Annotated in this window: 22 protein-coding genes; 15 read left to right on the top strand and 7 right to left on the bottom strand. The window is 64.1% G+C overall.

The window, feature by feature from the left end:
- The first annotated feature begins 32 nt into the window (after window positions 1-32).
- From FHP91_RS01255 to FHP91_RS01265, 3 genes are read left to right on the top strand one after another with little or no spacing between them, the layout of a single operon-like run.
- Window positions 33-1,028, top strand: a complete 996-nt coding sequence (locus tag FHP91_RS01255) for an NADH-quinone oxidoreductase subunit B family protein (protein WP_144307887.1) — start codon at window positions 33-35, stop codon at window positions 1,026-1,028.
- The gene (locus FHP91_RS01260) at window positions 1,025-2,482 is read left to right on the top strand and encodes a nickel-dependent hydrogenase large subunit (protein ID WP_144307888.1); all 1,458 of its coding nucleotides are present in this window, start codon (window positions 1,025-1,027) and stop codon (window positions 2,480-2,482) included. Before FHP91_RS01255 ends, FHP91_RS01260 begins: the two co-directional genes overlap by 4 nt.
- Before the next feature lie 16 nt (window positions 2,483-2,498).
- Window positions 2,499-3,869: a sensor histidine kinase gene (locus FHP91_RS01265; RefSeq protein ID WP_144307889.1), complete on the top strand. Its 1,371-nt coding sequence runs from the start codon at window positions 2,499-2,501 to the stop codon at window positions 3,867-3,869.
- On the opposite strand, the gene FHP91_RS01270 is transcribed toward FHP91_RS01265, so the two are convergent.
- On the bottom strand, window positions 3,853-4,470 hold the full coding sequence (locus FHP91_RS01270) for a c-type cytochrome (RefSeq protein ID WP_144307890.1): 618 nt from the start codon (window positions 4,468-4,470) through the stop codon (window positions 3,853-3,855). The genes FHP91_RS01265 and FHP91_RS01270 overlap by 17 nt on opposite strands.
- A gap of 296 nt (window positions 4,471-4,766) precedes the next feature.
- On the opposite strand from FHP91_RS01270, the gene FHP91_RS01275 reads away from it, so the two are divergent.
- From FHP91_RS01275 to FHP91_RS01285, 3 genes are all read left to right on the top strand, one after another.
- The gene (locus FHP91_RS01275; RefSeq protein WP_144307891.1) at window positions 4,767-5,342 is read left to right on the top strand and encodes a HupE/UreJ family protein; all 576 of its coding nucleotides are present in this window, start codon (window positions 4,767-4,769) and stop codon (window positions 5,340-5,342) included.
- 149 nt (window positions 5,343-5,491) lie between these two features.
- Entirely contained in the window at window positions 5,492-7,525 is a 2,034-nt protein-coding gene (locus FHP91_RS01280; RefSeq protein ID WP_186301408.1) for a thioredoxin domain-containing protein, read from the top strand.
- Window positions 7,526-7,590: 65 nt separating this feature from the next.
- Complete coding sequence (locus tag FHP91_RS01285) at window positions 7,591-7,899, top strand: c-type cytochrome (protein ID WP_144307893.1); 309 nt, start codon at window positions 7,591-7,593, stop codon at window positions 7,897-7,899.
- Window positions 7,900-7,963: 64 nt separating this feature from the next.
- Here FHP91_RS01285 and FHP91_RS01290 read toward each other — a convergent pair whose 3' ends face one another.
- The 4 genes from FHP91_RS01290 to FHP91_RS01305 all read right to left on the bottom strand — a co-directional run bounded on the left by FHP91_RS01290 (window position 7,964) and on the right by FHP91_RS01305 (window position 14,654).
- Entirely contained in the window at window positions 7,964-10,174 is a 2,211-nt protein-coding gene (locus tag FHP91_RS01290) for an EAL domain-containing response regulator (protein WP_144307894.1), read from the bottom strand.
- Window positions 10,175-10,226: 52 nt separating this feature from the next.
- Window positions 10,227-12,284: an ATP-binding protein gene (locus FHP91_RS01295; protein ID WP_144307895.1), complete on the bottom strand. Its 2,058-nt coding sequence runs from the start codon at window positions 12,282-12,284 to the stop codon at window positions 10,227-10,229.
- Between the two features lie 203 nt (window positions 12,285-12,487).
- Window positions 12,488-13,624 carry an EAL and HDOD domain-containing protein gene (locus FHP91_RS01300; RefSeq protein ID WP_144307896.1) on the bottom strand — a complete coding sequence of 379 codons (1,137 nt, stop codon included), beginning with the start codon at window positions 13,622-13,624 and terminating at the stop codon, window positions 12,488-12,490.
- A 4-nt stretch (window positions 13,625-13,628) separates the two neighbouring features.
- A complete protein-coding gene (locus tag FHP91_RS01305) occupies window positions 13,629-14,654 on the bottom strand; it encodes a CDP-6-deoxy-delta-3,4-glucoseen reductase (protein WP_144307897.1) in 1,026 nt (341 codons plus the stop codon).
- A gap of 29 nt (window positions 14,655-14,683) precedes the next feature.
- On the opposite strand from FHP91_RS01305, the gene FHP91_RS01310 reads away from it, so the two are divergent.
- From FHP91_RS01310 to FHP91_RS01330, 5 genes are all read left to right on the top strand, one after another.
- Complete coding sequence (locus FHP91_RS01310; RefSeq protein WP_144307898.1) at window positions 14,684-15,562, top strand: NAD(P)H-binding protein; 879 nt, start codon at window positions 14,684-14,686, stop codon at window positions 15,560-15,562.
- An 8-nt stretch (window positions 15,563-15,570) separates the two neighbouring features.
- Window positions 15,571-15,987, top strand: a complete 417-nt coding sequence (locus FHP91_RS01315; protein WP_144307899.1) for a CopD family protein — start codon at window positions 15,571-15,573, stop codon at window positions 15,985-15,987.
- 11 nt (window positions 15,988-15,998) lie between these two features.
- Window positions 15,999-17,150 carry a THUMP domain-containing class I SAM-dependent RNA methyltransferase gene (locus tag FHP91_RS01320; RefSeq protein ID WP_144307900.1) on the top strand — a complete coding sequence of 384 codons (1,152 nt, stop codon included), beginning with the start codon at window positions 15,999-16,001 and terminating at the stop codon, window positions 17,148-17,150.
- Window positions 17,151-17,202: 52 nt separating this feature from the next.
- On the top strand, window positions 17,203-17,595 hold the full coding sequence (locus tag FHP91_RS01325) for a hypothetical protein (protein WP_144307901.1): 393 nt from the start codon (window positions 17,203-17,205) through the stop codon (window positions 17,593-17,595).
- Between the two features lie 62 nt (window positions 17,596-17,657).
- Complete coding sequence (locus FHP91_RS01330) at window positions 17,658-18,272, top strand: LysE family translocator (protein WP_144307902.1); 615 nt, start codon at window positions 17,658-17,660, stop codon at window positions 18,270-18,272.
- Between the two features lie 149 nt (window positions 18,273-18,421).
- On the opposite strand, the gene FHP91_RS01335 is transcribed toward FHP91_RS01330, so the two are convergent.
- Window positions 18,422-19,555: a PilT/PilU family type 4a pilus ATPase gene (locus FHP91_RS01335; protein WP_144173861.1), complete on the bottom strand. Its 1,134-nt coding sequence runs from the start codon at window positions 19,553-19,555 to the stop codon at window positions 18,422-18,424.
- A gap of 40 nt (window positions 19,556-19,595) precedes the next feature.
- Window positions 19,596-20,639 carry a type IV pilus twitching motility protein PilT gene (locus tag FHP91_RS01340; protein WP_144307903.1) on the bottom strand — a complete coding sequence of 348 codons (1,044 nt, stop codon included), beginning with the start codon at window positions 20,637-20,639 and terminating at the stop codon, window positions 19,596-19,598.
- Between the two features lie 129 nt (window positions 20,640-20,768).
- Between FHP91_RS01340 and FHP91_RS01345 the strand changes: the two genes are divergently transcribed.
- From FHP91_RS01345 to FHP91_RS01360, 4 genes are read left to right on the top strand one after another with little or no spacing between them, the layout of a single operon-like run.
- Window positions 20,769-21,452 (top strand): YggS family pyridoxal phosphate-dependent enzyme, encoded by a 684-nt coding sequence (locus FHP91_RS01345; protein ID WP_144307904.1) that lies wholly within the window; start codon window positions 20,769-20,771, stop codon window positions 21,450-21,452.
- Between the two features lie 49 nt (window positions 21,453-21,501).
- Entirely contained in the window at window positions 21,502-22,314 is an 813-nt protein-coding gene (gene proC, locus FHP91_RS01350) for a pyrroline-5-carboxylate reductase (RefSeq protein WP_144307905.1), read from the top strand.
- Between the two features lie 21 nt (window positions 22,315-22,335).
- The gene (locus tag FHP91_RS01355; protein ID WP_144307906.1) at window positions 22,336-22,914 is read left to right on the top strand and encodes a YggT family protein; all 579 of its coding nucleotides are present in this window, start codon (window positions 22,336-22,338) and stop codon (window positions 22,912-22,914) included.
- The gene (locus FHP91_RS01360) at window positions 22,914-23,210 is read left to right on the top strand and encodes a DUF167 domain-containing protein (RefSeq protein WP_144307907.1); all 297 of its coding nucleotides are present in this window, start codon (window positions 22,914-22,916) and stop codon (window positions 23,208-23,210) included. Before FHP91_RS01355 ends, FHP91_RS01360 begins: the two co-directional genes overlap by 1 nt.
- The last annotated feature ends 19 nt before the right edge of the window (window positions 23,211-23,229 follow it).

The raw sequence follows: 23,229 nt of genomic DNA on the forward strand, positions 1-23,229 counted from the left end.
TCCGGCCCCCTGCCTTGTGATTCAATAGCGCCATGAACGTGCTCTGGCTCCAATCCGGCGGCTGTGGTGGTTGCACCATGTCCTTGCTGTGCGCCGATACGCCCAACCTGATGGCCACGCTGGCCGATGGTGGCATCGAGTTGCTGTGGCACCCGAGTTTGTCGGAGGCCAGTGGGGCCGATGTCATCGCCTTGCTTGAAGCCTGCGAGGCAGGGCGGCAGCGGCTTGACGTGTTGTGTGTGGAGGGCGCCTTGCTGCGCGGCCCGAAAGGCACGGGCCGGTTCCACATGCTGGCCGGCACGGGTCGGCCGATGATCGACTGGGTGCAGTCGCTGGCCTCGCGTGCGCATCACACCGTCGCGGTGGGCACCTGCGCGGCTTTTGGTGGCGTGACCGCGGCGGCGTTCAATCCCACCGATGCCTGCGGCCTGCAATACGACGGCGATGCCAGTGGCGGCTTGCTGGGGGCAGACTACCGCAGCGGCAGCGGCCTGCCGGTGATCAATGTTGCCGGCTGCCCGACGCATCCCGGCTGGGTGCTCGACACCTTGCTCGCCTTGGCGATGGACGAGGTCAGCGAGCATAGTCTGGATGCTATCGGCCGCCCGCGCTTCTATGCCGACCACCTCGTGCATCACGGCTGCTCGCGCAACGAGTTCTACGAATTCAAGGCCAGCGCCGAGAAGTCCTCGGATCTGGGGTGTTTGATGGAGCACATGGGCTGTAAAGGCACCCAGGCCCATGCGGATTGCAATATGCGGCCATGGAACGGGCAGGGCTCGTGCACCAACGGCGGCTATGCCTGCATCAGCTGTACCGAGCCGGGCTTCGAGGAGCCCGGCCATCCGTTTTCGCAGACGCCCAAGGTCGGCGGCATTCCGATCGGCCTGCCCACCGACATGCCCAAGGCCTGGTTCGTGGCGCTGGCCGCGCTGTCCAAGTCGGCCACGCCGCGCCGGGTGCGCGCCAACGCGACGGCCGATCACACCGTGGTGACGCCGGCCATCCGCCGGACGGGACGCAAATGAGCCGGCAAGTGCTGGGGCCCTTCAATCGGGTCGAGGGTGATCTGGAAGTCACGCTGGAACAGGCCGACGGCCGGGTCAGTGCGGCCTGGGTCAATTCGCCGATGTATCGCGGGTTTGAGCAAATCATGCAGGGCAAAGCGCCCATGGACGCGCTGACCCTGGTGCCGCGCATCTGCGGCATCTGCTCGGTGTCGCAGTCGGCCGCCTCGGCCGCGGCGCTGGCGGATCTGGCGGGCGTCACGCCGCCGCCCAATGGCGCGCGGGCCAACAATCTGATGCTGTCGGCCGAGAACATGGCGGATCACTTCACCCATTTTTACCTCTTTTTCATGCCCGACTTTGCGCGCGACGCCTATGCCGGTACGCCCGGTTTCGACGCCGTGTGTGCTCGCTTCAAGGCGGTCGAAGGCTCGGCGGCGGCCGAGGCGCTGCCGGCGCGCGCGCGTTTTCTGCAGTTGATGGGCACGCTGGCCGGCAAGTGGCCGCATACGCTGAGCCTGCAGCCGGGCGGTTCGGCGCGGGCGATTCTGCCGGCCGAGCGGGTGCGCCTGCTGAGCCTGCTGCGCGAGTTCCGCGGCTGGCTGGAGCGGCATCTGTTTGGCGATGCGCTGGAGGCGGTGTCGGCGCTCGATTCAGCAGATGCGCTGTGGGCATGGTTTGACGCCAAGGGGCCGGCGCGGGGTGATCTGGCGCGCTTTCTCGACCTGTCAAGAACGCTGGGGCTGGATCGCCTCGGTCGCGCGCCGGAGCGCTATCTGAGTTATGGCAATTACTCCATCGATGGCGCCCGCCGCTTTGCGCCGGGCATCTGGGACAGCACGGTGGGCGCCGTCCACCCGCTGGATACGCGCGATATCGTCGAAGATATCTCGCACGCCTGGCTGGCCGGTTCGGCCGACAAGCATCATCCGCTGGTGGGCGAGACCCATCCGGACGCCGACAAGACGGATGCCTACTCGTGGTGCAAGGCGCCGCGTTGGCGCGACAAGGTGGTGCAGTGCGGCGCGCTGGCACGGCAAGTGGTCGACGGCCATCCACTGGCGCGCAGTCTGGTCGCACAGGGCGGTGGCACGGTGATGAGCCGGGTGGTCGGGCGCATGCTTGAAATCGCGCGGGTGGTGCCGATGATGGAAGCCTGGGTACGCGAGCTGGTGCCGGGCGATCCGTTCTGTGTCGAACTCGAGCTGCCCGATCAGGGCGTCGGTGTCGGCCTGGTCGAGGCGGCCCGTGGCGCGCTCGGGCACTGGCTGGTGGTGCGCAATGGGCACATCCAGAACTATCAGATTATCGCGCCGACGACCTGGAATTTCTCCCCGCGTGACGCGGCCGGCACACCGGGCGCGCTGGAGCAGGCCCTGATCGGCACGCCAGTGGGCGATGGCGCCGGCATGCCGCTGGCGGTGCAGCATGTGGTGCGCTCTTTCGACCCGTGCATGGTGTGCACGGTGCATTGACGCAGGGGATCAGCACATGGCAAAACCCGGCGACAAGGACCACGACGTTGGCCAGACCGGCCACCCCGGCGAACTGGTTGGCGTGGGCGAGGATGTGTGGATGGATGTCATCCACAAGATGGACGAGGTCTATTCCGACCTGCTGCAGTACGAGGTGGCGCTGGAGGAAAAAAACGCCAAGCTCGAGGAGTCGCAGCAGTTCATTCTATCGGTGCTCACCGCGATGTCGGACATCCTGGTGGTGTGCGGGCGTGATGGCGCTATCGAAGATGTGAATCCGGCGCTGGAGGTGATTACCGGCAAGAGCGCCGAATCCCTGCGCGGCAGCGCCATCTACGATTTGTTTGTCGGCGACGATGCCCGCGATCAGGCGCGCCAGTTGCTGACGGTGTTCGGTGAGCGTGAGGTGCACGACTGCGAACTGCAACTGCGGGCGCACGATGGCTCGGCCGTGCCGGTGTCCTTCAACTGCACGCCGCGTTTCAACGCTGTGGGCAAATCCATGGGCATGGTCGTTACCGGTCGCCCGGTGGGCGAGTTGCGCAAGGCGTATCAGGCGCTGCGTCAGGCGCATGACGACCTCAAACGCACACAGCAGCAATTGCTGCATTCCGAAAAAATGGCCTCGCTCGGTCGCCTGGTGGCGGGCGTGGCGCACGAGCTGAACAACCCGATCAGTTTCATTCTGGGCAACGTGCACGCGCTGCGTCGCTACGCCAATCGCCTGGAGACCTATCTGGGTGCCGTGCATGCCGGCCAGTCGCCCAAGCAGCTGGCCGAGCAGCGGGCGCGTTTGCGGATCGACCGCATTCTTGACGATCTCGATCCGCTGATCGAGGGCACCATCGAAGGCGCCGAGCGTACCCGGCAGATCGTGGATGGGCTCAAGCGCTTTTCCGCCATCGATCGGGACGAGCAGCAGCAGTTCGACCTGGCCGAGGTGGTCGAGCGCGCGGTGCGCTGGGTGAGCCAGGCAGCGCGCAAGGATTTCAAGGTGCGGCTGGACATCCCCGCACCGCTGATGATGATTGGCTCGGCCGGCCAGATGCAGCAGGTGATGATGAATCTGGTGCAGAACGCCTGGGATGCGACCAGTACGCTCGGCCAGCCGACCTTGCAGATTTCGGCAGAAGTGGACGTCGCTTCAGCCCAGGTGTGCCTGCGTTTTGAGGACAATGGGCCGGGTATTGACCCGGGCAACCTGGCACATGTGTTCGACCCGTTCTTTACCACCAAGCCGGTGGGGCAGGGCACGGGCCTGGGGCTGGCGATCAGCTACGGCATCATCGAGCGTCACGGCGGGCGTTTGTCGGCCGCCAACGCGAGCGCTGGCGGGGCGGTGTTTACCGCTTGCCTGCCGCTGGCACCGCTTACTCCAGCGTGCTGATATAGACCGACACCGCCTTGGTTTCGAGTTCGGTGAGCTTGGAGGCAATGGTGTGCATGATCGCGTTGTCGTTGGTCCGCGCGCGGCTGTTGAAGGACTCCAGCTGCGTCTCCAGATAGCGCGCGTTCTGCCCGGCCAGGCGCGGCAACTTGTCGGTGCCATAGCCTTTGTCGCCGTGGCAGGACGAACAGGCCGCGACGCCGGAGTATTCATTGCCGCGATCAAAAATGAATTTGCCCACGGCGCTCAGCCCTTCGTCAAGCGCGCGTCGTGAGCGGGCGGGCTTCTTCTCGAAATACACGCCAAGGGCGAGCATGTCGTCGGCGGTGAGGCCGGCCACCATGCTGCCCATGGTGTCGCTGGCGCGTTTGCCGCTCTGGAAGTCGGCCAACTGCTTGGCGATGTACTGGTAGTGCTGGCCTGCCAGCTTGGGGTGATTGACGGTCGAGCTCTCGCCATCCATGCCGTGACAGAGCGAGCAACGCTCGGCCACAATCTGAGTGGCGCGGGTCAGGTCGACGTCTGGCAGATCGGCGGCCTGGACGAAGGCGGCCGGGGCGAACAGTCCGGCCAGAATGAGCGCATGGTGAAGCGTCGGCATATCAGGTCTCCTGACGACAGTTGGGTTTCGCCGGTTGCGCGCGGTAAGCATCCGCTGTGGTGGCGTCAATTGGGAGCGTATCAGAGTCGTCGCGATGCTTGCAGCCGGTGCGTTTGACGTGGACGCGGGTGGTTACGCAGTATTCGGCATCCTGCCAATGCCGGGAGCGCGCTTGCCGCATGCGGGGGGCAATATTGACGCAAGCACTTGATTTTGCGCCGCGCGGGTGTCTGGCACGTATCTTGATTCGGTATCACGACGTTTTTTGTTTATTGCTTGCTCTCTGGAGGTGTGTCATGGCGACATCGCGTGTTCTTCTCGCTCTCGTGCTGGCCGGTGGTGCCGGGTCGGCCATGGCACATGGCGGGCATGCCGGCGGTCACTTCGCGGCGGGCCTGGCGCACCCCTTTGGCGGTGTGGATCACCTGTTGGCGATGCTGGCGGTGGGCGTCTATGCCACCCGGCAGTCCGGCCGCGCGCGCTGGGGGCTGCCCTTGGGATTTCTCGTGGCGATGCTGTGCGGCGCGGGGCTTGCCGCGCTGGGCGTGGCGCTGCCGGCGGTTGAAGGCGGAATCGGTGTCTCGGTGCTGGTGATGGGCCTGCTGATCGCGCTGGCCGTCAAATTACCGGCGTCGGTGGCGCTGCCCCTGGTGGGGGTGTTCGCGTTGTTCCATGGCTACGCACACGTGGCCGAGATGGGCGGCGCGAGTTTGCTGAGCTATGTCGTCGGATTCGTCGTGGCCACGGCCGTGTTGCACGGCGCGGGCTATGCGCTCGGTGGCTGGATGCCGGCGTCGCGTGTCGCGATGGCCGTCAAGCGCGTGCTGGGCGGAGTGATGGCGGGGGTTGGGCTGGTCTTGCTTGGCACCTGAGCCCTTGGGGGGTACATAAATGAAGGGGGCGCTGGACGCCCCTTTTTAGTGACACACCCCTTCACCGCGAAGGGGTATTCCCGACAAAATTTGTCGGGAATGTGCGCGCTTGGTAAACTGGCGCACATTGTCTTATTGCCGAGATCGCGATGACCAATCGTCTCGCCCAGGAGCTGTCCCCGTATCTTCGCCAGCACGCCGAAAACCCGGTGCACTGGCAGCCGTGGGACGACGCCGCCTTGGCCCAGGCGCGCGCCGAAGACAAGCCTATCCTGTTGTCGATTGGTTACTCGGCCTGTCACTGGTGCCATGTGATGGCGCATGAGTCCTTCGAAGAAGCGGCAACGGCCGAGGTGATGAACCGGCTGTTCGTCAACATCAAGGTCGATCGCGAAGAGCGGCCGGACCTCGATCACATCTACCAGAGCGCGCACCAGATGCTGTCGGGCCACGCCGGCGGCTGGCCGCTGACGGTGTTTCTGACGCCGGAAGGCACGCCGTTTTATACCGGTACATATTTCCCACCCTCCCCGCGTCACGGTCTGCCCGGCTTTGTCGATCTGATGGAACGTGTCGCCGCCGGCTGGGCGACGCAGCGCGAGGCGATTGGCAAGCAGAATCAGCAGTTGCGCGCTGCGCTGGCCGAGACCTCGCGGGTGGGCAACGTCGATGCCGATCAGTTTGATGAGCGCCCGGTGCGCGATGCCTGCGACGGCATGGAGGCGGCGTTCGACATGGACAACGGCGGCTTTGGCAAGGCGCCGAAGTTTCCGCATCCCTCCGATCTGACGCTGTTGCTGCACCGCTACCGTTGTGCCGGCAATGCCAGCGCCGGTGCGATGGTGCGGCTGACGCTTCAGCGCATGGCTGAAGGCGGTATCTACGACCAGCTCGGCGGCGGCTTCTGTCGCTACAGCGTCGATGAGCGCTGGGAGATTCCGCATTTCGAGAAGATGCTCTACGACAACGGCCCCCTGCTGGCGCTCTACGCCGAGGCGGCGGTGTGCTGGGATGAGCCGCGCTTCCGCCAGGTCGCCGAAGACACGGCCGCCTGGGCGCTGCGTGAAATGCGTGCGCCCGAGGGCGCCTTCTGGTCGGCGCTGGACGCCGATTCCGAAGGCGAGGAGGGGCGCTTTTATGTGTGGACGCGCGATGCGGTGAAAGCCGCCGTCGCGCCGGAAGACCGGGTGTTCGCGCTTGCCGTGTTCGGCATGGAAGGCATGCCGAACTTCGAAGGCCATGCCTGGCATCTCACCTTGCGCAAACCGCTCGACGAGATCGCGGGCGAGGTCGGCATGGCGCCGGAATTGGCGGCGGCCGCGCTGACACGCGTGCGCGCTGCGCTGCTGGCGGCGCGCGACCAGCGCGTGCGGCCGGGCCTGGACGACAAGATCCTGACCGCCTGGAACGGGTTGATGGTCCACGGGCTGGCACGCGCCGGCCGCTTACTGGATCGCCCCGACTGGATCGTTGCCGGACAAACAGCGATGGACTTCATCCGCACCCGGCTGTGGGACGGAGAGCGCCTGCATGCCAGCTGGAGTGGTGCTCAGCCGCGGCTCAACGGCTATCTCGACGACTATGCCTTTGCGCTGGCCGCGCTGGTCGAATTGCTGCAGGCTGAATGGCGCAGCGAGGACGCGGCCTTTGCCCGTCTGCTGGCCGATGCACTGCTTGCGCGTTTTGGCGACGAGAATGCGGGCGGCTTCTATTTCACCAGCGCTGATCACGAAGTGCTGCTGCACCGACCCCGAACCGGTCACGATGGCGCGACGCCCTCGGGCAACGGGGTGGCAGCGCGCGCTTTGCAGCAGTTGGGACATCTGCTGGGTGAGCCGCGCTATCTGGCGGCGAGCACAGCTTGCCTGCGGGCGTTTTATGTTGGCATGTGCCAGTCCGCGATGGGTTATGGCAGTCTCCATGTGGCGCTGGCCGAATGGCTGACACCGCCGCGGGTGGTGGTGTTGCGCGGGCCACAACGCGAATGCGATGCCTGGGCCAGACAGGCCGCCAGTCTCGCCGATCCCGCGACATTGGTGCTGTCGGTCGGCGAGCGGGACGATCTGCCCCCGGTGCTGGCCAAGCCGATTGAAAATCATGTCAACGCCTGGGTGTGTTCAGGCGTTGAATGTCTGTCGCCAATAGACGACTGGGTGCGTCTTGCGGACGAGTTGGGCGGGTAGGCAAAGCCAGATTCATGGTTTAGTATCCGCCGGTGTTGGTTCCACTTAACGATAAGGAAATTCCGATGAAAGCACTCGTTGCTGCTACCGTCGCCCTGGGTCTGCTGAGCGCAGCTCCGGCCTTTGCTTCCGCTGAACTGGCCAAGGCTAAGAACTGCCTGGCCTGTCACACGGTCGACAAGAAGCTGGTTGGCCCGGCTTACAAGGATGTGGCCGCCAAGTACGCAGGTCAGGCAGACGCCTCGGCCATGCTGGCAGAGAAAATCATGAAGGGTGGCAAGGGCGCCTGGGGCCCGGTCCCGATGCCGCCTAACCCCCAAGTGAAGCCCGAGGAAGCCAAGGCATTGGCTGACTGGGTACTGAGCCTGAAGTAATTCGGCGCTCCAACAAAAAACCAGCCTTCGGGCTGGTTTTTTGTTGTCTGGTGTCGGGGTCGGCTTATTGTGGTCGTGGCGCCCGTTCGGCCTCGATGTGCTGGGGGGGCGCTTCGAGCCAGCGGTCAAGCTCACCCGCGGTGACGGCTTTGGAAAACAGGTAGCCCTGCATGATGTCGCAGCCCATGTCTTGCAGCCGCTGGGCCTGCTCTTGGCGTTCTACGCCTTCGGCGACCAGGTGCAGACCAAAGCCTCGTGCGATGCCGGTAATCGCCGAGATGATCGGCTGGGTGCCTTCGCCGTTGAGATTGTCGACGAAGCTGCGGTCGATCTTGAGGCTGCTGACCGGGAATTTCTGCAAGTAGGCGAGCGCGGAGTAGCCGGTGCCGAAGTCGTCAATCGAAATGCCGACCCCGCAATCGCGCAAGCGGCGAATCCGGGCGATGACCTCGTCGGTGTCGCGCATCATGACCCGCTCGGTGATCTCCACCTCGAAGCGATCATGTGCGAGGCCGCAGCGCAAGACGCAGTCGGCGACTTGGTCGATGGTGTCGTCGCGGTCGAAATCGTGGGAGGACAGATTGATTGACATGCGCAGGGCCTGATGCCCGCGGGCGTGCCATCGTGCGAGTTGTCGCGTGGCGGTATCGACGACCCAGTGGCTGATGTCGCGGATCAGACCGACCTCTTCGGCCACCTGAATGAAGGCGGCGGGGCCGACCAGCCCGTGGGTGGGGTGTTGCCAGCGCAGCAGGGCTTCGACGCCCACCAGTTTGCCGGAGTCCATGCTGATCTGTGGCTGGTAGTGCAGCGAAAACTCGTTTCTGGCCAAGGCGCCGCGCAGGTCGTCTTCGAGCGCGATACGTTCGCGGTAGTGCGCGTTGAGGTCCGGGTCGTAGAAGCGGAAGCCGTTCTTGCCTTCGCGCTTGATCTGGTACATCGCGATGTCGGCATGTTGGGTGAGTTGCTCTGCCACGTCGCCATCGCGCGGGAAGACCGAGATGCCAATGCTGACGGTGGCGTGAAAGCTGCCGTGTTCGAGCTGGAACGGAGTTTTCAGCGCGGTGTGGATTTTCTGCGCGATGGTTTCGGCGTCTTCGGCGTGGGCGATGTCGGGCAGCAGAATGATGAACTCGTCACCGCCCAGGCGGGCGAGCGTGTCACCTTTGCGCAGGGTCTCTTTCAGCCGGGCGGCGAGACCGCGCAGCAGGCGGTCGCCTTCGCTGTGTCCGTAGGTATCGTTGACCCGTTTGAAACGGTCGACATCGATGAACATGACCGCCAGCAGTCCGCCGCGGCGCTGCGCCTGGGCGATCGCCAGTTCGAGGCGGTCCTTGAACAGAATCCGGTTGGGCAGGTGGGTGAGCTGGTCGTGGTAGGCCTGAAAGGTGATGATTTCTTCGGCCCGCTTGCGCTCCGAAATATCGCGGGCCACCCCGTAAATGCCGACCGGGGCCTGGCTGGCGTCCTCGCCGCTACGATTCGAAATCGGGACTGCATTGAGTGTGACCGTGACGGTTCTGGTGCCGGGTTGGCCCGATTGTGCATCCAACCGTCGCAGGCGCAGCTCCAGCACCGGGTGCATCCGTTTTCCGCGGGCTGCGTCGCGCAGCAAGGCCTCGACGCGAATGGCGTCATCGTCGAGCAATAGTGTGCTGAAGGCTTTGCCGAGCAACTGCTCGCGGGTGTAGCCCAGCATGGTCTGAACGCGCGGGTTCACATAGTTGAACGCGCCGCTGGGGTTGAGGGTGAAGATGAAATCGGGTGAGCTTTCGACCAGATAGCGATGCAGGCGCTCGGAGCTTTTCAGGCGCTGGCTCATGACGCCGTTGGCTTGCTCCAGCAGGGCTTTGTGCAAGACGTTTTGCACTGCGCGTTGCAGCTGGGCCACATGGTAGGGCTTGCGCACATAGTCGTCGGCGCCGCGGCGCAGGGCACCAATGGCGGCGTCGATGGCGTCTTCGCCGCTGATCATCACCACCGATTCCGTGCGGCCCGCGTTGGCAAGCCAGTCGAGCACGTCGAGGCCGGAACCGTCGGGCAGCCGGTAGTCGAGCAGAATCAGGTCGTAGCGATTGTTTTCAAGGCGGCGGATGGCGTCGGACACCGTGCCGCACTCTTCAAAGTGGCGGCCGGCATGGGCGAGGACATGTGGCAGGGTGCGACGCAAGGGGGCGTCATCGTCGACCAGCAGAATACGGCTGGGACGCTCGTGCGTCGCCGTACGATCGGACAGGGTATGACTAAAGAAAGGGGCCTCACCGGGTATGACCATGATCTCCCCGTCGTCGCCAGGCGACAGCGTAACCCGTCGGATGATGCCCGATTCAGACGTTGCGGGCTAGTGGAATGAAAATCTGGAAGCTCGTGCCAGTGCTTTTTTGACTACGACAGAGGGTATAGGCACCAGATTGCCGGAGTAAGTCATTGACGATCGACAGCCCAATGCCTTGGTGGTCCTCGCCTTTTTGGCTCGGCTGCGGCGAAAACAGTCGGCCGAGGCGAACGTCGGGTAGTCCGGGGCCGTTGTCGACGAGTCGCAGTTCGAGGCTAGGGACGCCATCGGCCATCAGCACACCGGGCGAAGAGATGCTCAGGCGGCCGCCCTCGGGCAAGGCCTCGGCGGCATTGCGCATCAGGTTGAGGATGACTTGCTTGAGTGCGCTGGCCGGCATCGCCACGGTGGGCAGACCGCGGGGGATTCGCACGTCGAGTTCGCGCTTGCGGCTGCTGAACAAGGTATCTGCATAGACTTGCTGGAGCTGGCGTACGACGTCGCCGAGGTCGGCGGTGGTGGTGACTGGCTCGGCCGTGTCGGGATCACTCATGCGTCGCAGCAGCGCGCCAATGCGGTCGATTTCCTTGCTGACCTGGGCGAGTTCGCCGGTCAGCGCGGTGTCAGCGGTGTCGCGCTGGCTGATGATGCCCAGATAGCTCTTGATGACGGTGAGCGGACTATTGACCTCGTGCGTGATGCGGCGGGCTTTGGCCAGGTGTTCGGCGCGCGCGGTCGCCAGAAGCTGCGCCTCTGCTGCCTGGCGCTGCGCATGGCGCACCTGGCTGGCCGCCGCGTGCGCGACCAGCGACAGCATCAGGCTTTGTTCGTCTGGCGCGATGTCGAGACTCTCATCGATACCCAGCACGCCCACGCCGCGTTCGCCGCCGGCGTGCCACGGCAGACACAGAATGCCCGCGCTATCGAGCCAGCGGGCGATATGCCAGTCGCGGGTGCTTCTGCCGGGTGCGTCTCGGCCAGGGAAGTGACTGGTGCTGGTCTGGGTGCGCATGGCCAGGGCAATCACGCTGGTTTCATCTGACAGGCGCAAGTCGAGCTCGGCGACTGCGCTCGCACGCGCGGCCTCATGGGTGGCGTCGAGTGCGAGCAGCACTTCGCTGTTGGCGCGCAACAACATCGGCGGGCGTTTGCCGAACAGCAGTCGAAATGCGTCCTGCAGTTGGCGCACGGCGGTCTCGGCAGAGGCGGCGTTGAATGCGGCCTGGATCAGTCCGTCGATGGTAACCCGTCGCCAGTGGGCCGGCAGGCGGGGGGTGTCGGGCGAGGCGCTGGTCGGCGCCACAGCGTTGCTGCCTGCCGGTTGCCCGATGCCGAGCGATTGCAGTCCCTGGCTGGACAGGTAGTCCACGTCGGTTTGCAGGCTGAGCAGGGCCTCTTTGGAAAGGCCACTGAGGCGCTGCGCTTCGTCGATCCGCTGTGAGTCATCGCTCAGGCACTGCGCCGCACGAAGAATGGCGGCCAGCGGATGTGCGCTTTGCAGCTGCTCTTCGGTGGCGCCGACCAAGGCCAGCGCGTCGACGATGGGGCGCGGCAGCTGGCAGTGATGGGCCAGATTGGCGCTCAGTGCGATGTGGTCGGTGTCGAAGCGTTGGCGCTCACGGGCGCGGAGGGCTTCGGGTGTGGCGCATTGCGCACATAATTGCGCGTAGTCGGGCGAGGAGGCATGCAGGCTCATCTGCCCCAAGTGTGACCACAGACCGGCTAGAAAGGCCTCTTCAGGGCGTGGGTAGCGTTTCTCGATGGCCAGGTGCAAGGCACTTTCGGCGGTGAGCAAGGCCTGCTGGTGCAGCCCTTTCATGACCGCAATGTCGCCTGGGTGGGCGCTCGCATGCAGCAGCCAGGCGCGCAGCAGGGGGGCGCCAACGCGACGCAGGCGATCGGCAAGCAGGGCTTGCAGCGGTCGGGTGTCGGCGCTGTCGAGCGGTTGCAGCCAGAGCAGGGCGAAGCACAGGGCGGCGTCGCGGCTGGCATGCTCGGCCACCGTGTCCCACGGGATGTCCGCCGCTTCCATCAGGCGCAACAAGGCTTCGGCCGCGTTTGGGTGCGGGCTCGGGCGATGCATGCGGAAGGGCAGGACGGGCGGTGACATCAAGAAGCGAAAACCGTGAAAGATAGAGCAGACCGAATTCTAACGGCGGAACGCTCATCCGGACGTGATAGGTGTCGCAGGGGACGATGGGATATGCGGCGGCGTCCAGAGGCGGTCTCGGGGCGTTGCTGTGCCCACCGGGCGCGCACGGGCCCGTCTTTCGCCATAAGGAGGGGGCGGCCTGGCGAGTGGTCGGGCTGTGGTCAGGCTTGCAGGCTGTCGGCGAACTGCAGGCCGGCGAGCAGGGCGCGGTTGACGCTCTCGTTGTCGATGGCGAGCACGCTGACTTGCGTTTGCAGCCGCGAGGGGTCAAAACGCTCGCAGGCGCGCGCCAGATTGAGGAAGGGCGCGAACGCGCCTTCGTCATTGATCAGGGCTTCGGTAATGGACTCGGGCAGGCTCATTTCGCCCAGCAGATCGCCCAACGACGTGCCGAGCAGGGCCGGCAGCAGGGAGAAGGCGCCGGTAATGAACAGGTTGTCGTGATCGGCCTTGTCGAAGAAGGGCGCGCCGACACGCTCCATCAGCCGGCCGCGGGCGATCGAGGTTTGCATCAGCGCCGGGGCCGCCGGGTCGCGACTGGCGGTGACCAGCAGCAGCGACAGCCATTTGTTGAGATTGTTGTAGCCCAGGATGGTGACTGCGTGGCGGAAGGACTGGATCTCGCAGCGCAGGCCGAAACCGACCGAGTTGATGTAGCGCAGCAGCTTGTAGGAGAGCGCGACGTCTTGCTTGAGGACGGCTTCGATCTCCTTGATGTCGGCGTTGTGGCGGACGAGATTGAGCAGGCGGACGAGCTGGGCGTGGGAGGGCGACAGCTGCTTGCCCGGGGCGTTGCCATGCAGAAAGAACCAGCCGGCTGCGCCGTCGAAACCGCGGTGTGCTGCGTCGTCAAAGGCCGGCGTGTCCTTGAGGCCCCAGGCCAGGCTCAGGCCGGGGCTGTTGTGCGGGCTGGGCTGTTTGCGCTGGTCCATGATCACAAAGCGCCAGTCGAGGTCCGGCGGCAAGACCGTGTCAGCGGTGTACCAGGACAGGCAGGTGCCCACGCCCGCCGCTTTCAGTTCGGGGAGCAGCGCTTGCACTTTCGGGTGAGCCAGCGTGGGCGCCGGGATCTCGATGGTCAGGTTTTCGGGCATCTCCCAGTCGAGCAGATCGACCGTCGGAACAAGTTTGCCCAGCGAGAGAAACACCGAGTGGTGTCGCGGCCATTCTTCTTCGAACTGCTGCAGGCCTTCGACGATCTCGGCTACCGACGGCGCATGCGCGATCAGGCGGTTGGCGGTGATCGCGCGGTTGCGGTTGACGACGGGTTCGCGGGTCAGCAGCAGGGATTGGCTCATGATGTCAGGCTTGCGATTCCAGGGCGTAGGTAAAAGCGTCGGCAAAAAATTCGTCGTCGGGCAGGCCGCATTGCTGGGTGAAGTCTTGATGAGCGGCGTCAATCATGACCGGCGCACCGCAAGCATAAACCTGGTGGCCAGAAAGATCGGGCAAATCGGCCATGACCGCTTGATGCACCAGTCCGGTTCGCCCCGTCCATGGCTCACTTGGAATGTTATCGGACAGCACGGGCACAAACTTGAACCAGGAATGCGCTTCGGCCCATGCCGACGCCATGTCGTGAAGATACAGGCCGGCGCGGTCGCGGGCACCCCAGTAAAGTGTCATGGGGCGGGTCAGCCCGGTGGCGATGGCGTGCTCGATGAGGCCCTTGATGGGCGCGAAGCCGGTGCCGCCGGCCAGCAAGACGATCGGTTTGGTGCTGTCTTCGCGCAGGAAGAAGCTGCCCAGCGGGCCTTCGAAGCGAAGGATGTCACGCACTTTCATGGTCGAAAAAACCTGGCCGGTGAAGGCGCCGTCCGGCACATGGCGGATATGCAGTTCGAGGTGGTCTGCGTTGCTCGGCGGGTTGGCAATCGAAAAGCTGCGTCGCTTGCCGCCGGGCAGCAGGAAGTCGATGTATTGCCCCGCGCGAAAGGCAAAGGCCTCGGTGGCGGGCAGTTTGACCTTGAGCACCATCACGTCCGGCGCGGCCAGCGTCATCTCCTGCACGCGGCAAGGCAGTTTCTTGATCGGGATGTCGTCGGCGCGATTGACCGTGCGGCACTCGATGCTCAGGTCGCTGCGGGGGGTTGCGCAGCAGAACAAGGCCAGGCCGGCGGCCTTTTCTTCGTCAGTCAGGGTCTGCGGACCGTGCTGGCCGTAGTCCACGGTGCCTTCCAGGATTTTGCCCTTGCAGGCGCCACATACACCGTCGCGGCAACTGTGGGGCAGTAGCAGGCCGGCCGCGGCGGCGGCGTCGAGGAGGGTCTGGTCTTCGGCGATGGCGACAACGTGATCGCCCGGGAGGATGTTGAGCTGAAAGGACATGACGAAATCTGGCGTGAGATAATGGAGCGATGAGAACGATTCTGATTGTGGGCTGCGGCGATGTCGCCCGGCGCGCCATTCCATGGCTGGCCGGGCGCTTTCGCGTTATCGCGATGATACGCGATGACAGCCATCGTGCCGCCTTGCGGGCGCTGGGCGCCCGCGTGTTGGTGGCCGATCTGGATGATCGCCGCACGCTGCGGCGCCTGTCCGGTATCGCCGATGTGGTGCTGCATGCCGCCCCGCCGCCACGCAAGGGGGCGGACGATTCGCGCACCCGGCATCTGGTGGCGGCGCTGGCGCAGGGCGCCACGGTGCCGCGCCGGCTGGTGTATATCAGCACCACCGGCGTGTATGGCGACTGCCACGGAGCCTGGGTGAGCGAGACCCGCCCCGTGTCGCCGGACTCCGACCGCGCCGGACGACGCGTCGATGCCGAGCAACGGCTGCGCGCTTTCGGACGCCGATGCGGGGTGTCGGTGGGTATCCTGCGAGCGCCGGGCATTTATGCGGCTGACCGCTTGCCGCTGGCGCGCCTGGAGCGCGGCGACCCGATCCTGCGACCCGAAGACGACGTCCACACCAACCACATCCATGCCGAAGACCTGGCACGCTGGTGCGCCATCGCCGTGTTTCGCGGCGGCGCGGGGCGGGTGTGGAATGCCTGCGACAACACCCGCTTGACCATGGGTGGCTATTTCAATGCGGTGGCCGATCACTTCGGCCTGCCGCGCCCCGAGCCGCTCAGCCGGACGCAGATTGCCGAGCGTGTCTCGCCGTTGACGCTTACCTTCATGCAGGAGTCGCGGCAGATCGACAATGCGCGCATCAAGCGCGAGCTGCGCGCCCCGCTGATGTATCCCGATATCCAATCCGGGCTGGCCGCCGTGTCACCCGCCATTCACTGAGATTCACCATGCTCGTTGTTAAAGCCCTGCACATTATTTTTGTCATCAGCTGGTTCGCTGGCTTGTTCTACCTGCCGCGCATTTTCGTCAATCTGGCCATGGTGCCGGCCGACAGCGTTGCCGAGCGCGAGCGCCTGCTGCTGATGGCGCGCAAGCTGCTGCGCTTCATGACGCCGCTGGCCGTATTGGCGGTGGTGTTTGGTCTGTGGTTGTGGTTTGGTTATGGCTTTGGCGGCGGCTGGTTGCATGCCAAGACCACGCTGGTGCTCGTGCTGATCGGCTACCACGTGTATTGCGGCACCTTGCTCAAGCACTTCGTGGCGGGGCGCAATGCGCGCAGCCATGTGTGGTTCCGCGTCTTCAATGAAATGCCGGTGCTGGTGCTGTTTGTGGTGGTGTTTCTCGTTGTTCTCAAACCTTTTTGAGTCGATTTCTCATGTCTGAACAGTTTTTTGCTCCGTGTCCGCGGGGACTCGAACCCGGTTTGCAGGACGAACTGAGCGCACTGGGCGCCGGCAAGATCCGCCAGGTGCCCGGTGGTGTCTCGTTTACCGGTGACTGGGCGCTGGCCTATGCTGTCAACCTCGAGAGCCGGCTGGCCACGCGGGTGTTGTGGCAGGTGGCGCACGGCCGCTATCACGGCGAGCAGGACATCTACAAACTGGCCTATGGTGTGACCTGGGCCAAGTGGTTTACGCCGGAGCAGACCATGCGTGTGTATGTCATCGCACGGCGCTCCCCACTCAAGAGTCTGGAGTTCATCACGCTGCGCATCAAGGATGCGGTATGCGATCACTTTCGTACCATCAAGGGCGTTCGGCCGAGCATCGATACGGCCAATCCCGATGTGCGCATCCATGCTTTCCTCAGCACGGATGAGGCCATGCTGTATGTCGACACCTCGGGTGAGCCGCTCTACAAGCGCGGCTTCAAGCAGGCGGCCGTCGAAGCGCCGCTCAAGGAAAACCTCGCGGCCGGCATTTTGCGGGTGAGCGGCTGGCAGCCCGGTGAGACGCTGCTCGACCCGATGTGCGGCAGCGGCACCTTCTTGATCGAAGCCGCGCAGATTGCGCTCGACATCGCGCCCGGCCTTGGCCGTCGCTTCGGCTTCGAAGCGCTCAAAACGCTGGATGAGAGTGTGTGGCGCCGTATGCGCAAGGCGGCCGAAGGGCGTCGTCGGCATGTGGCCAAGCTGCCGATTTACGGTTCCGACAGTGAGGGCGTGCAGGTCAAGCGCGCGCGTATCAACCTTGAAGCGGCCGGTCTGGCCGACCAGGTCACGCTGGAGCAGGCCGAGCTGACCGAGCGCATGCCGCCGGCGGCTGAAGGCGTGATGGTTGCCAACCCGCCCTATGGCGTACGCATTGGCGAGTCCTCGGAGCTGGCCGAGTTCTACCCGAAGCTTGGCGATGCCCTCAAGGCGCGCTGGGCCGGCTGGCGCTGCTACTTCCTCAGCGCCGACCCGGACCTGCCCAAGCTGATCAAGCTGAAGGCCACCAAGCGCACGCCGATGTTCAACGGCGCGCTGGAGTGCCGGGTGTTTGAGTACAAGGTGATCGCCGGGAGTAATCGGCGAGAGAAAGCGTAGGGCGGGCGCCAACCCGTCAGCCACGCTCAGGTCCAGCCAACAGGTGATTCCGATGACCCATCAAGACTTTGCACCGCACGAGGCATGGGTGTTGTTTCAACTCAACGACGTGCCGATCGAAACCGCCGTGGACGGCGATTTCAACGTGTTGGCGATCATGGATGCGGCGACCGGCCGAATCCACGGAAACGCCTTCATCAGCGTGCTGGATGTCGAGCCGTCGGCGCTGGAGGCGAGGCGCTTGCTCGCGTCTTCGGAATCGGATGCCGGGCAACGGCCGCAGCGCTTGTATGTTGATGACCCGTGTCGGCTTGTTGAACTGACTGGCGTGGCAAAGGCCATGGGGATTGTGGTGTGCCCCGAGCGCAGAAGTACGTTTGATCCGCTGACTCAGGATGCCCGCGAGGGGTTCGCTGCGCATGTGTCGGGCGCTCGACGACAGTAGGGCGGGCGATACGCCGGCCAGATGTTTCTTCGGCGTAAACGCTATTTACGAGGACGGCAAGGATGATTACCGCTGAATTTCTTGTCACCGCCCTGATCGTCGTGCTCATTCCCGGCACGGGGGTGATCTTCACCGTGTCGACAGGGCTGCTTCAGGGCCGCGCGGCGAGCCTGTACGCGGCGCTGGGCTGCACGGCGGGCATCGTGCCGCACTCGCTGGCGACCGTTCTCGGGCTGGCCGCGGTGATGCATGCCGGGGCGCTGGCGTTTCAGGTGTTGAAGTTCGCGGGCGGGGTGTATCTGCTCTACCTGGCGTATTCGATGTGGCGCAACACTACGGCTTTTGCCGTGGACGGCGCCGTGTCGCGCACCAGCGCACGGGCGCTGGTGATGAAAGCAGTGTTGCTGAATGTCCTGAATCCGAAGCTGACGATCTTCTTTTTGGCCTTTTTGCCGCAGTTCATTGAACCAGGTGCGGCACAGCCGTTGGCTCAACTGCTGTTGCTCAGTGGCGTGTTCATGGCAATGACTTTTGCCGTGTTCGTGGCCTATGGTTTTGTGGCACACGCATTTCGCGCAAAAGTCATTGAGTCGACGCGGGTGCAGCGGTATTTGCGCTATGGATTCTCGGCGGCTTTTGCGGGGCTGGGCGTGAATCTGGCGCTGAGCGAGCGCTGATCGCGAGAGGTGCCTGGACGGCCGCCCTGTGCCTCGTGCGTGGCGTTGTGGCGACAAGCCATGAGAGCGTGGGGGCTCCGCCTCGCCGCCGGGCCGTCCCAAGGCGAGGCGCCGCCCCCTCGGGGGGCAGCGAGCGTGGGGGCTCACACTTACACAATATCGAGGTTCTGAATCCCCGCGTTGAGGTCCTTGTCGCCATGCTTGCTGTTGAGCTTGATCTGCAGGCGCAGGTCGTTGACCGAGTCGGCGTTGCGTAGCGCGTCTTCGTAGCTGATCAGCTCGTCTTCGTAGAGGCGGAACAAGGCCTGGTCGAAAGTTTGCATGCCCAACTCGGTCGAGCGTTTCATGATCTCTTTGATCTCGGACACTTCGCCCTTGAAGATCAGATCGGAAATCAGCGGTGAGTTGAGCAGGATCTCGACGGCCGGCACGCGGCCCTTGCGGCCGACCATGGGCAGCAGGCGCTGGGATACCATCGCGCGCAGGTTCAGCGACAGGTCCATCAGCAGTTGCTGGCGGCGCTCTTCGGGGAAGAAGTTGATGATCCGGTCAATCGCCTGGTTGGCGCTGTTGGCGTGCAGGGTGGCCAGGCAGAGGTGGCCGGTTTCAGCGAAGGCGATGGCGTGGTCCATGGTTTCGCGGTCACGGATCTCGCCCATCAGGATCACGTCGGGCGCCTGACGCAGGGTGTTTTTCAGTGCGGCGGTCCAGTCATCGGTGTCGATGCCGACTTCGCGCTGGGTGACGATGCAGTTCTTGTGTTGGTGCACATATTCGATTGGATCTTCGACCGTGATGATGTGGCCGTAACTGTGCTCGTTGCGGAAGTCCACCAGTGCGGCCAGCGAGGTGGTTTTACCGGTGCCGGTGCCGCCGACGAAGATCACCAGACCGCGCTTGGCCATGCCGATGTCCTTGATGACGGCGGGCAGGCCGAGCTCGTCGATGGTCGGGATGGTCAGGGCGATGGTCCGCAGGACGCAGCCGACGCGGCCTTGCTGGACGAAGGCATTGGCGCGGAAACGGCCGATGCCTGCCGGCGAGATGGCGAAGTTGCATTCCTTGGTGGATTCAAAATCGGCGGCCTGGCGGTCGTTCATGATCGCGCGCGCCAGTTCGGTGGTGTGTTGCGGCGTGAGGATCTGGTTCGACTGCGGGACGATGCGCCCGTCGATCTTGATCGCCGGCGGAAAGCCGGAGGTGATGAACAGGTCAGAGCCTTTTTTCTGCACCATCAGGCGCAGCAGGTCCTGCATGAATTTGAGGGCTTGATCGCGTTCCATCGTGCGTTCCGGTCAGTAGTGGTTTGGCCTGCCGAGGCGATTAGCCGGCGAAGTTGTCTTTGTTCTGGGCGCGTACGCGCGCTTCGGCGGTGGACACCAGATTGCGCCGGACGAGATCGGCAAGACACTGGTCGAGCGTCTGCATGCCCACATTCTGGCCGGTCTGGATGGCAGAGTACATTTGCGCGATCTTGTTTTCGCGGATGAGGTTGCGGATGGCGGGTGTGCCGATCATGATCTCGTGGGCGGCGACGCGGCCTTTACCGTCTTTGGTCTTGAGCAGGGTCTGGGCAATGACGGCGCGCAGCGATTCGGACAACATGGCGCGCACCATGTCTTTTTCTTCGGCCGGGAAGACGTCGACGATACGGTCGATGGTCTTGGCGGCCGAGGAGGTGTGCAGCGTGCCGAACACCAGGTGGCCGGTTTCAGCGGCGGTGAGCGCGAGGCGAATGGTTTCAAGGTCACGCAACTCGCCCACCAGAATCACGTCGGGGTCTTCACGCAGGGCGGAGCGCAGTGCGTTGTTGAACGAGATCGTGTCGCGGGCGACTTCGCGCTGGTTGATCAGGCAGCGCTTGGCCTCGTGGACGAATTCGATCGGGTCTTCAATCGTCAGGATATGGCCGTACTGATTGATGTTCACGTAGTCGACCATCGCGGCGAGCGTGGTTGATTTACCTGAACCCGTTGGCCCGGTGACCAGCACGATGCCGCGCGGCTGGTCGGAGATTTCTTTGAAGATCTTCGGGGCGTTCAGCTCTTCGAGCGACAGCACCTTGGAGGGAATGGTCCGGAACACGGCGGCCGCGCCGCGCTCCTGGTTGAAGGCGTTGACCCGGAAGCGGGCCAGGTTCGGCACCGAGAACGAGAAGTCGACTTCGAGGAACTCTTCGTAGTGTTTGCGTTGCCCGTCGTTCATGATGTCGTACACCATGGCGTGCACGTCCTTGTGCTCCATGGCCGGCAGGTTGATGCGCCGGATGTCACCGTGAACACGGATCATCGGGGGCAGGCCGGACGACAGGTGAAGGTCGGACGCCTGATTCTTGACGGAGAAAGCGAGGAGTTCTGTGATGTCCATGGGGGGGCGTAGTCGAGGAAGCGTGGAAAAAGGGGCAGCGCGGGCGAAAAAAGCGCGGTGCTATAATTTTTCGGCCATTCTCGCGGGATCTTTAGATTTACGGCGACCCCACGGCAAATCGATTTCTATATGACATCAATCGCAACCAACTTGCAAGCCGTGAACGCGCGGATCGCCGCAGCGGCGAAGGCCTGCGGGCGTATGCCAGGCGATATTCAGCTGCTCGCGGTCAGCAAAACCTGGCCGGCGGAATGTGTTGCCGAGGCGGCTGATGCCGGACAACGCGCTTTCGGTGAAAACTATGTGCCGGAAGGTTCGGACAAGGCGGCAACGCTGGCAGAGCGGCAATTGACATGGCATTTCATCGGGCCGCTGCAAAGTAATAAAACACGCCTCGTGGCCAATGCGTTTGACTGGGTGCACAGCATTGATCGCCTCAAGATTGCCGAGCGTCTGTCGGCGCAGCGTGATGTGGGGCGGCCGCCGCTGAATGTGTGTCTTCAGGTGAATGTGAGCGGCGAGGCGAGCAAGAGCGGGGTTGCGCCGGAAGAGGTTGCCGCGCTCGCGCAGGCGGTCAGCGTGTTGCCGGGTTTGCGTCTGCGTGGCTTGATGGCCATTCCCGAGCCGACCGATGACCTGTCGGTGCTGAAGCAGCGTTTTGGCCAGGTGCGCGCGTTGCGCGATGCGCTCAATGGCGAGGGTATGGCGCTGGACACTTTATCCATGGGCATGTCCCATGATCTCGAAGCTGCGATTGCCGAGGGTGCCACGATGGTGCGTGTCGGCACCGCCATTTTCGGCGCGCGTGCGTGATGCTTCTACAACGAATGGCCTCTGTGCTGTTCACACCATGGAATTCCTTATGAAAATCTGTTTTCTGGGCGGCGGTAACATGGCGGCGGCCTTGATTGGCGGCATGCTGGCCAAGGGATATGAGGCCGGTGATATCGCGGTGGTTGAGTTGCAGGAAGACGCGCGCTCACGCTTGCGCGAGCGTTTCGGTGTACAAACGCACGCGGCGCTCGATGCCGAGGCACTGGCCTGCGACATGCTGGTGCTGGCCGTCAAGCCGCAGCAGATGCGCGATGCACTGACGCCAGTGGCTGGCTTGCTGGCGCATCAGGTGGTGGTCAGCATCGCGGCTGGCCTGCGTCTGGGCGATATGGCGCGCTGGCTGGGCGGCTATGCACGACTGGTGCGCTGCATGCCGAATACGCCGGCGCTGATTGGCGCGGGGGTGACCGGCTTGTTTGCCGATGCGTCGGTGAGCGAGGCTGAGCGACATGCGGTCGGGCAGGTCATGGCCTCGGTCGGCGAGATTGTCTGGATCGATACGGAAGCCCAGATGGATGCGGTGACTGCGGTGTCGGGCAGCGGGCCGGCCTATGTATTCCACTTTATCGAGGCGCTGGAGGCGGCCGGCGTGTCTCAGGGCTTTGATGCCGATACGGCGCGCAAGCTGGCGATCGGCACCGTGCTGGGTGCGGCCCGGCTGGCGGCCGACAGCGATGAAGGGCCGGCGGTGCTGCGTGAGCGGGTGACCTCCAAAGGCGGCACGACGGCGGCAGCACTGGCCGTGATGGCCGAGGGCGATCTGCTTGGTCTGGTCGGTCGTGCGGTCGACGCGGCAGAGGCCCGTGGCAAGGCGCTGGGCGATGCCCTGGGCACCGACTGAGTCGGTCTGGAGCACAAACTCATGATGTCCAATCTTTTTCTCTTTCTCATCGAAGCGGTGGCCAGTTTCGCGACGCTGATGCTGCTCGCCCGTTTTTTCATGCAGTGGCAGCGGGTGAGTTTTCACAACCAGCTCGGCCAGTTCGTGCTGGCCACCACTGATTGGTGTGTTCGGCCCTTGCGCCGGGTCTTGCCCGGGTTGTTTGGCATGGACCTGGCCAGCCTGGTGCCGGCCTGGGCGATCCAGACACTGCTGGTTTTGTTGCAGTTGATGCTTTTCGGCGCCAGCCTTGACGGGAACCCGGCGGCGTTGCTGCTCGGCGCGTGTGGCGTGGGGCTGGTCGGCTTGTTCAAGATGATGGTGTATTTGGTGATCGGCATTGTGCTGATCTCCGCGGTTTTCTCGTGGGTCAATCCGCATGCACCGATGGCGCCACTGTTCTACAGCCTGTCTGCGCCGTTTCTGCGGCCCTTGCGCAAGGTGATTCCGCCGATCGCCAATGTCGACATTTCGCCAATGGTGCTGTTGCTGCTGCTGCAGGTGGTGCTCATGCTGTTGTCGAACTTTGCCGCCGGCTTCTCGGGGATGATGTTCTCCTGATGCGTGAGTGGCTGCGCTCGGATGGTGACAGCACGTTGATGCTCAGCCTGCATATCCAGCCCGGTGCCAAAACCACCGAGTTTGTCGGCTTGCATGGCGAGGCGATGAAATTGCGTCTCGCTGCGCCGCCGGTCGATGGCAAGGCCAACGCGGCGCTGATTGTGTTTCTGGCGAAATTCTGTGCTGTGCCAAAAAGTGCGGTGACACTGGTCAGCGGTCAGAGCGCGCGCGCCAAGCGGGTGCGCATCGAAGGCGTCGATGCGGCGCTCAAGGCCCGGCTGGAGGCCCTCGGCTAGCGTAGCGCGCGCGTGATAC

Origin of the sequence: Denitromonas halophila, assembly GCF_007625155.1 — a bacterium.
GTDB lineage: Bacteria > Pseudomonadota > Gammaproteobacteria > Burkholderiales > Rhodocyclaceae > Nitrogeniibacter > Nitrogeniibacter halophilus.

Bases quoted from the DNA above. Each gene is read 5' to 3' on its own strand.
- FHP91_RS01270 (WP_144307890.1), bottom strand. From the start codon at position 4,470: ATGCCGACGCTTCACCATGCGCTCATTCTGGCCGGACTGTTCGCCCCG.
- FHP91_RS01285 (WP_144307893.1), top strand. From the start codon at position 7,591: ATGAAAGCACTCGTTGCTGCTACCGTCGCCCTGGGTCTGCTGAGCGCA.
- FHP91_RS01360 (WP_144307907.1), top strand. From the start codon at position 22,914: ATGCGTGAGTGGCTGCGCTCGGATGGTGACAGCACGTTGATGCTCAGC.
- FHP91_RS01355 (WP_144307906.1), top strand. From the start codon at position 22,336: ATGATGTCCAATCTTTTTCTCTTTCTCATCGAAGCGGTGGCCAGTTTC.
- FHP91_RS01290 (WP_144307894.1), bottom strand. From the start codon at position 10,174: ATGGTCATACCCGGTGAGGCCCCTTTCTTTAGTCATACCCTGTCCGAT.
- FHP91_RS01255 (WP_144307887.1), top strand. From the start codon at position 33: ATGAACGTGCTCTGGCTCCAATCCGGCGGCTGTGGTGGTTGCACCATG.
- FHP91_RS01260 (WP_144307888.1), top strand. From the start codon at position 1,025: ATGAGCCGGCAAGTGCTGGGGCCCTTCAATCGGGTCGAGGGTGATCTG.
- FHP91_RS01295 (WP_144307895.1), bottom strand. From the start codon at position 12,284: ATGTCACCGCCCGTCCTGCCCTTCCGCATGCATCGCCCGAGCCCGCAC.
- FHP91_RS01310 (WP_144307898.1), top strand. From the start codon at position 14,684: ATGAGAACGATTCTGATTGTGGGCTGCGGCGATGTCGCCCGGCGCGCC.
- FHP91_RS01325 (WP_144307901.1), top strand. From the start codon at position 17,203: ATGACCCATCAAGACTTTGCACCGCACGAGGCATGGGTGTTGTTTCAA.
- FHP91_RS01335 (WP_144173861.1), bottom strand. From the start codon at position 19,555: ATGGAACGCGATCAAGCCCTCAAATTCATGCAGGACCTGCTGCGCCTG.
- FHP91_RS01315 (WP_144307899.1), top strand. From the start codon at position 15,571: ATGCTCGTTGTTAAAGCCCTGCACATTATTTTTGTCATCAGCTGGTTC.
- FHP91_RS01320 (WP_144307900.1), top strand. From the start codon at position 15,999: ATGTCTGAACAGTTTTTTGCTCCGTGTCCGCGGGGACTCGAACCCGGT.
- FHP91_RS01330 (WP_144307902.1), top strand. From the start codon at position 17,658: ATGATTACCGCTGAATTTCTTGTCACCGCCCTGATCGTCGTGCTCATT.
- FHP91_RS01300 (WP_144307896.1), bottom strand. From the start codon at position 13,624: ATGAGCCAATCCCTGCTGCTGACCCGCGAACCCGTCGTCAACCGCAAC.
- FHP91_RS01305 (WP_144307897.1), bottom strand. From the start codon at position 14,654: ATGTCCTTTCAGCTCAACATCCTCCCGGGCGATCACGTTGTCGCCATC.
- FHP91_RS01345 (WP_144307904.1), top strand. From the start codon at position 20,769: ATGACATCAATCGCAACCAACTTGCAAGCCGTGAACGCGCGGATCGCC.
- FHP91_RS01280 (WP_186301408.1), top strand. From the start codon at position 5,492: ATGACCAATCGTCTCGCCCAGGAGCTGTCCCCGTATCTTCGCCAGCAC.
- FHP91_RS01340 (WP_144307903.1), bottom strand. From the start codon at position 20,639: ATGGACATCACAGAACTCCTCGCTTTCTCCGTCAAGAATCAGGCGTCC.
- proC (WP_144307905.1), top strand. From the start codon at position 21,502: ATGAAAATCTGTTTTCTGGGCGGCGGTAACATGGCGGCGGCCTTGATT.
- FHP91_RS01265 (WP_144307889.1), top strand. From the start codon at position 2,499: ATGGCAAAACCCGGCGACAAGGACCACGACGTTGGCCAGACCGGCCAC.
- FHP91_RS01275 (WP_144307891.1), top strand. From the start codon at position 4,767: ATGGCGACATCGCGTGTTCTTCTCGCTCTCGTGCTGGCCGGTGGTGCC.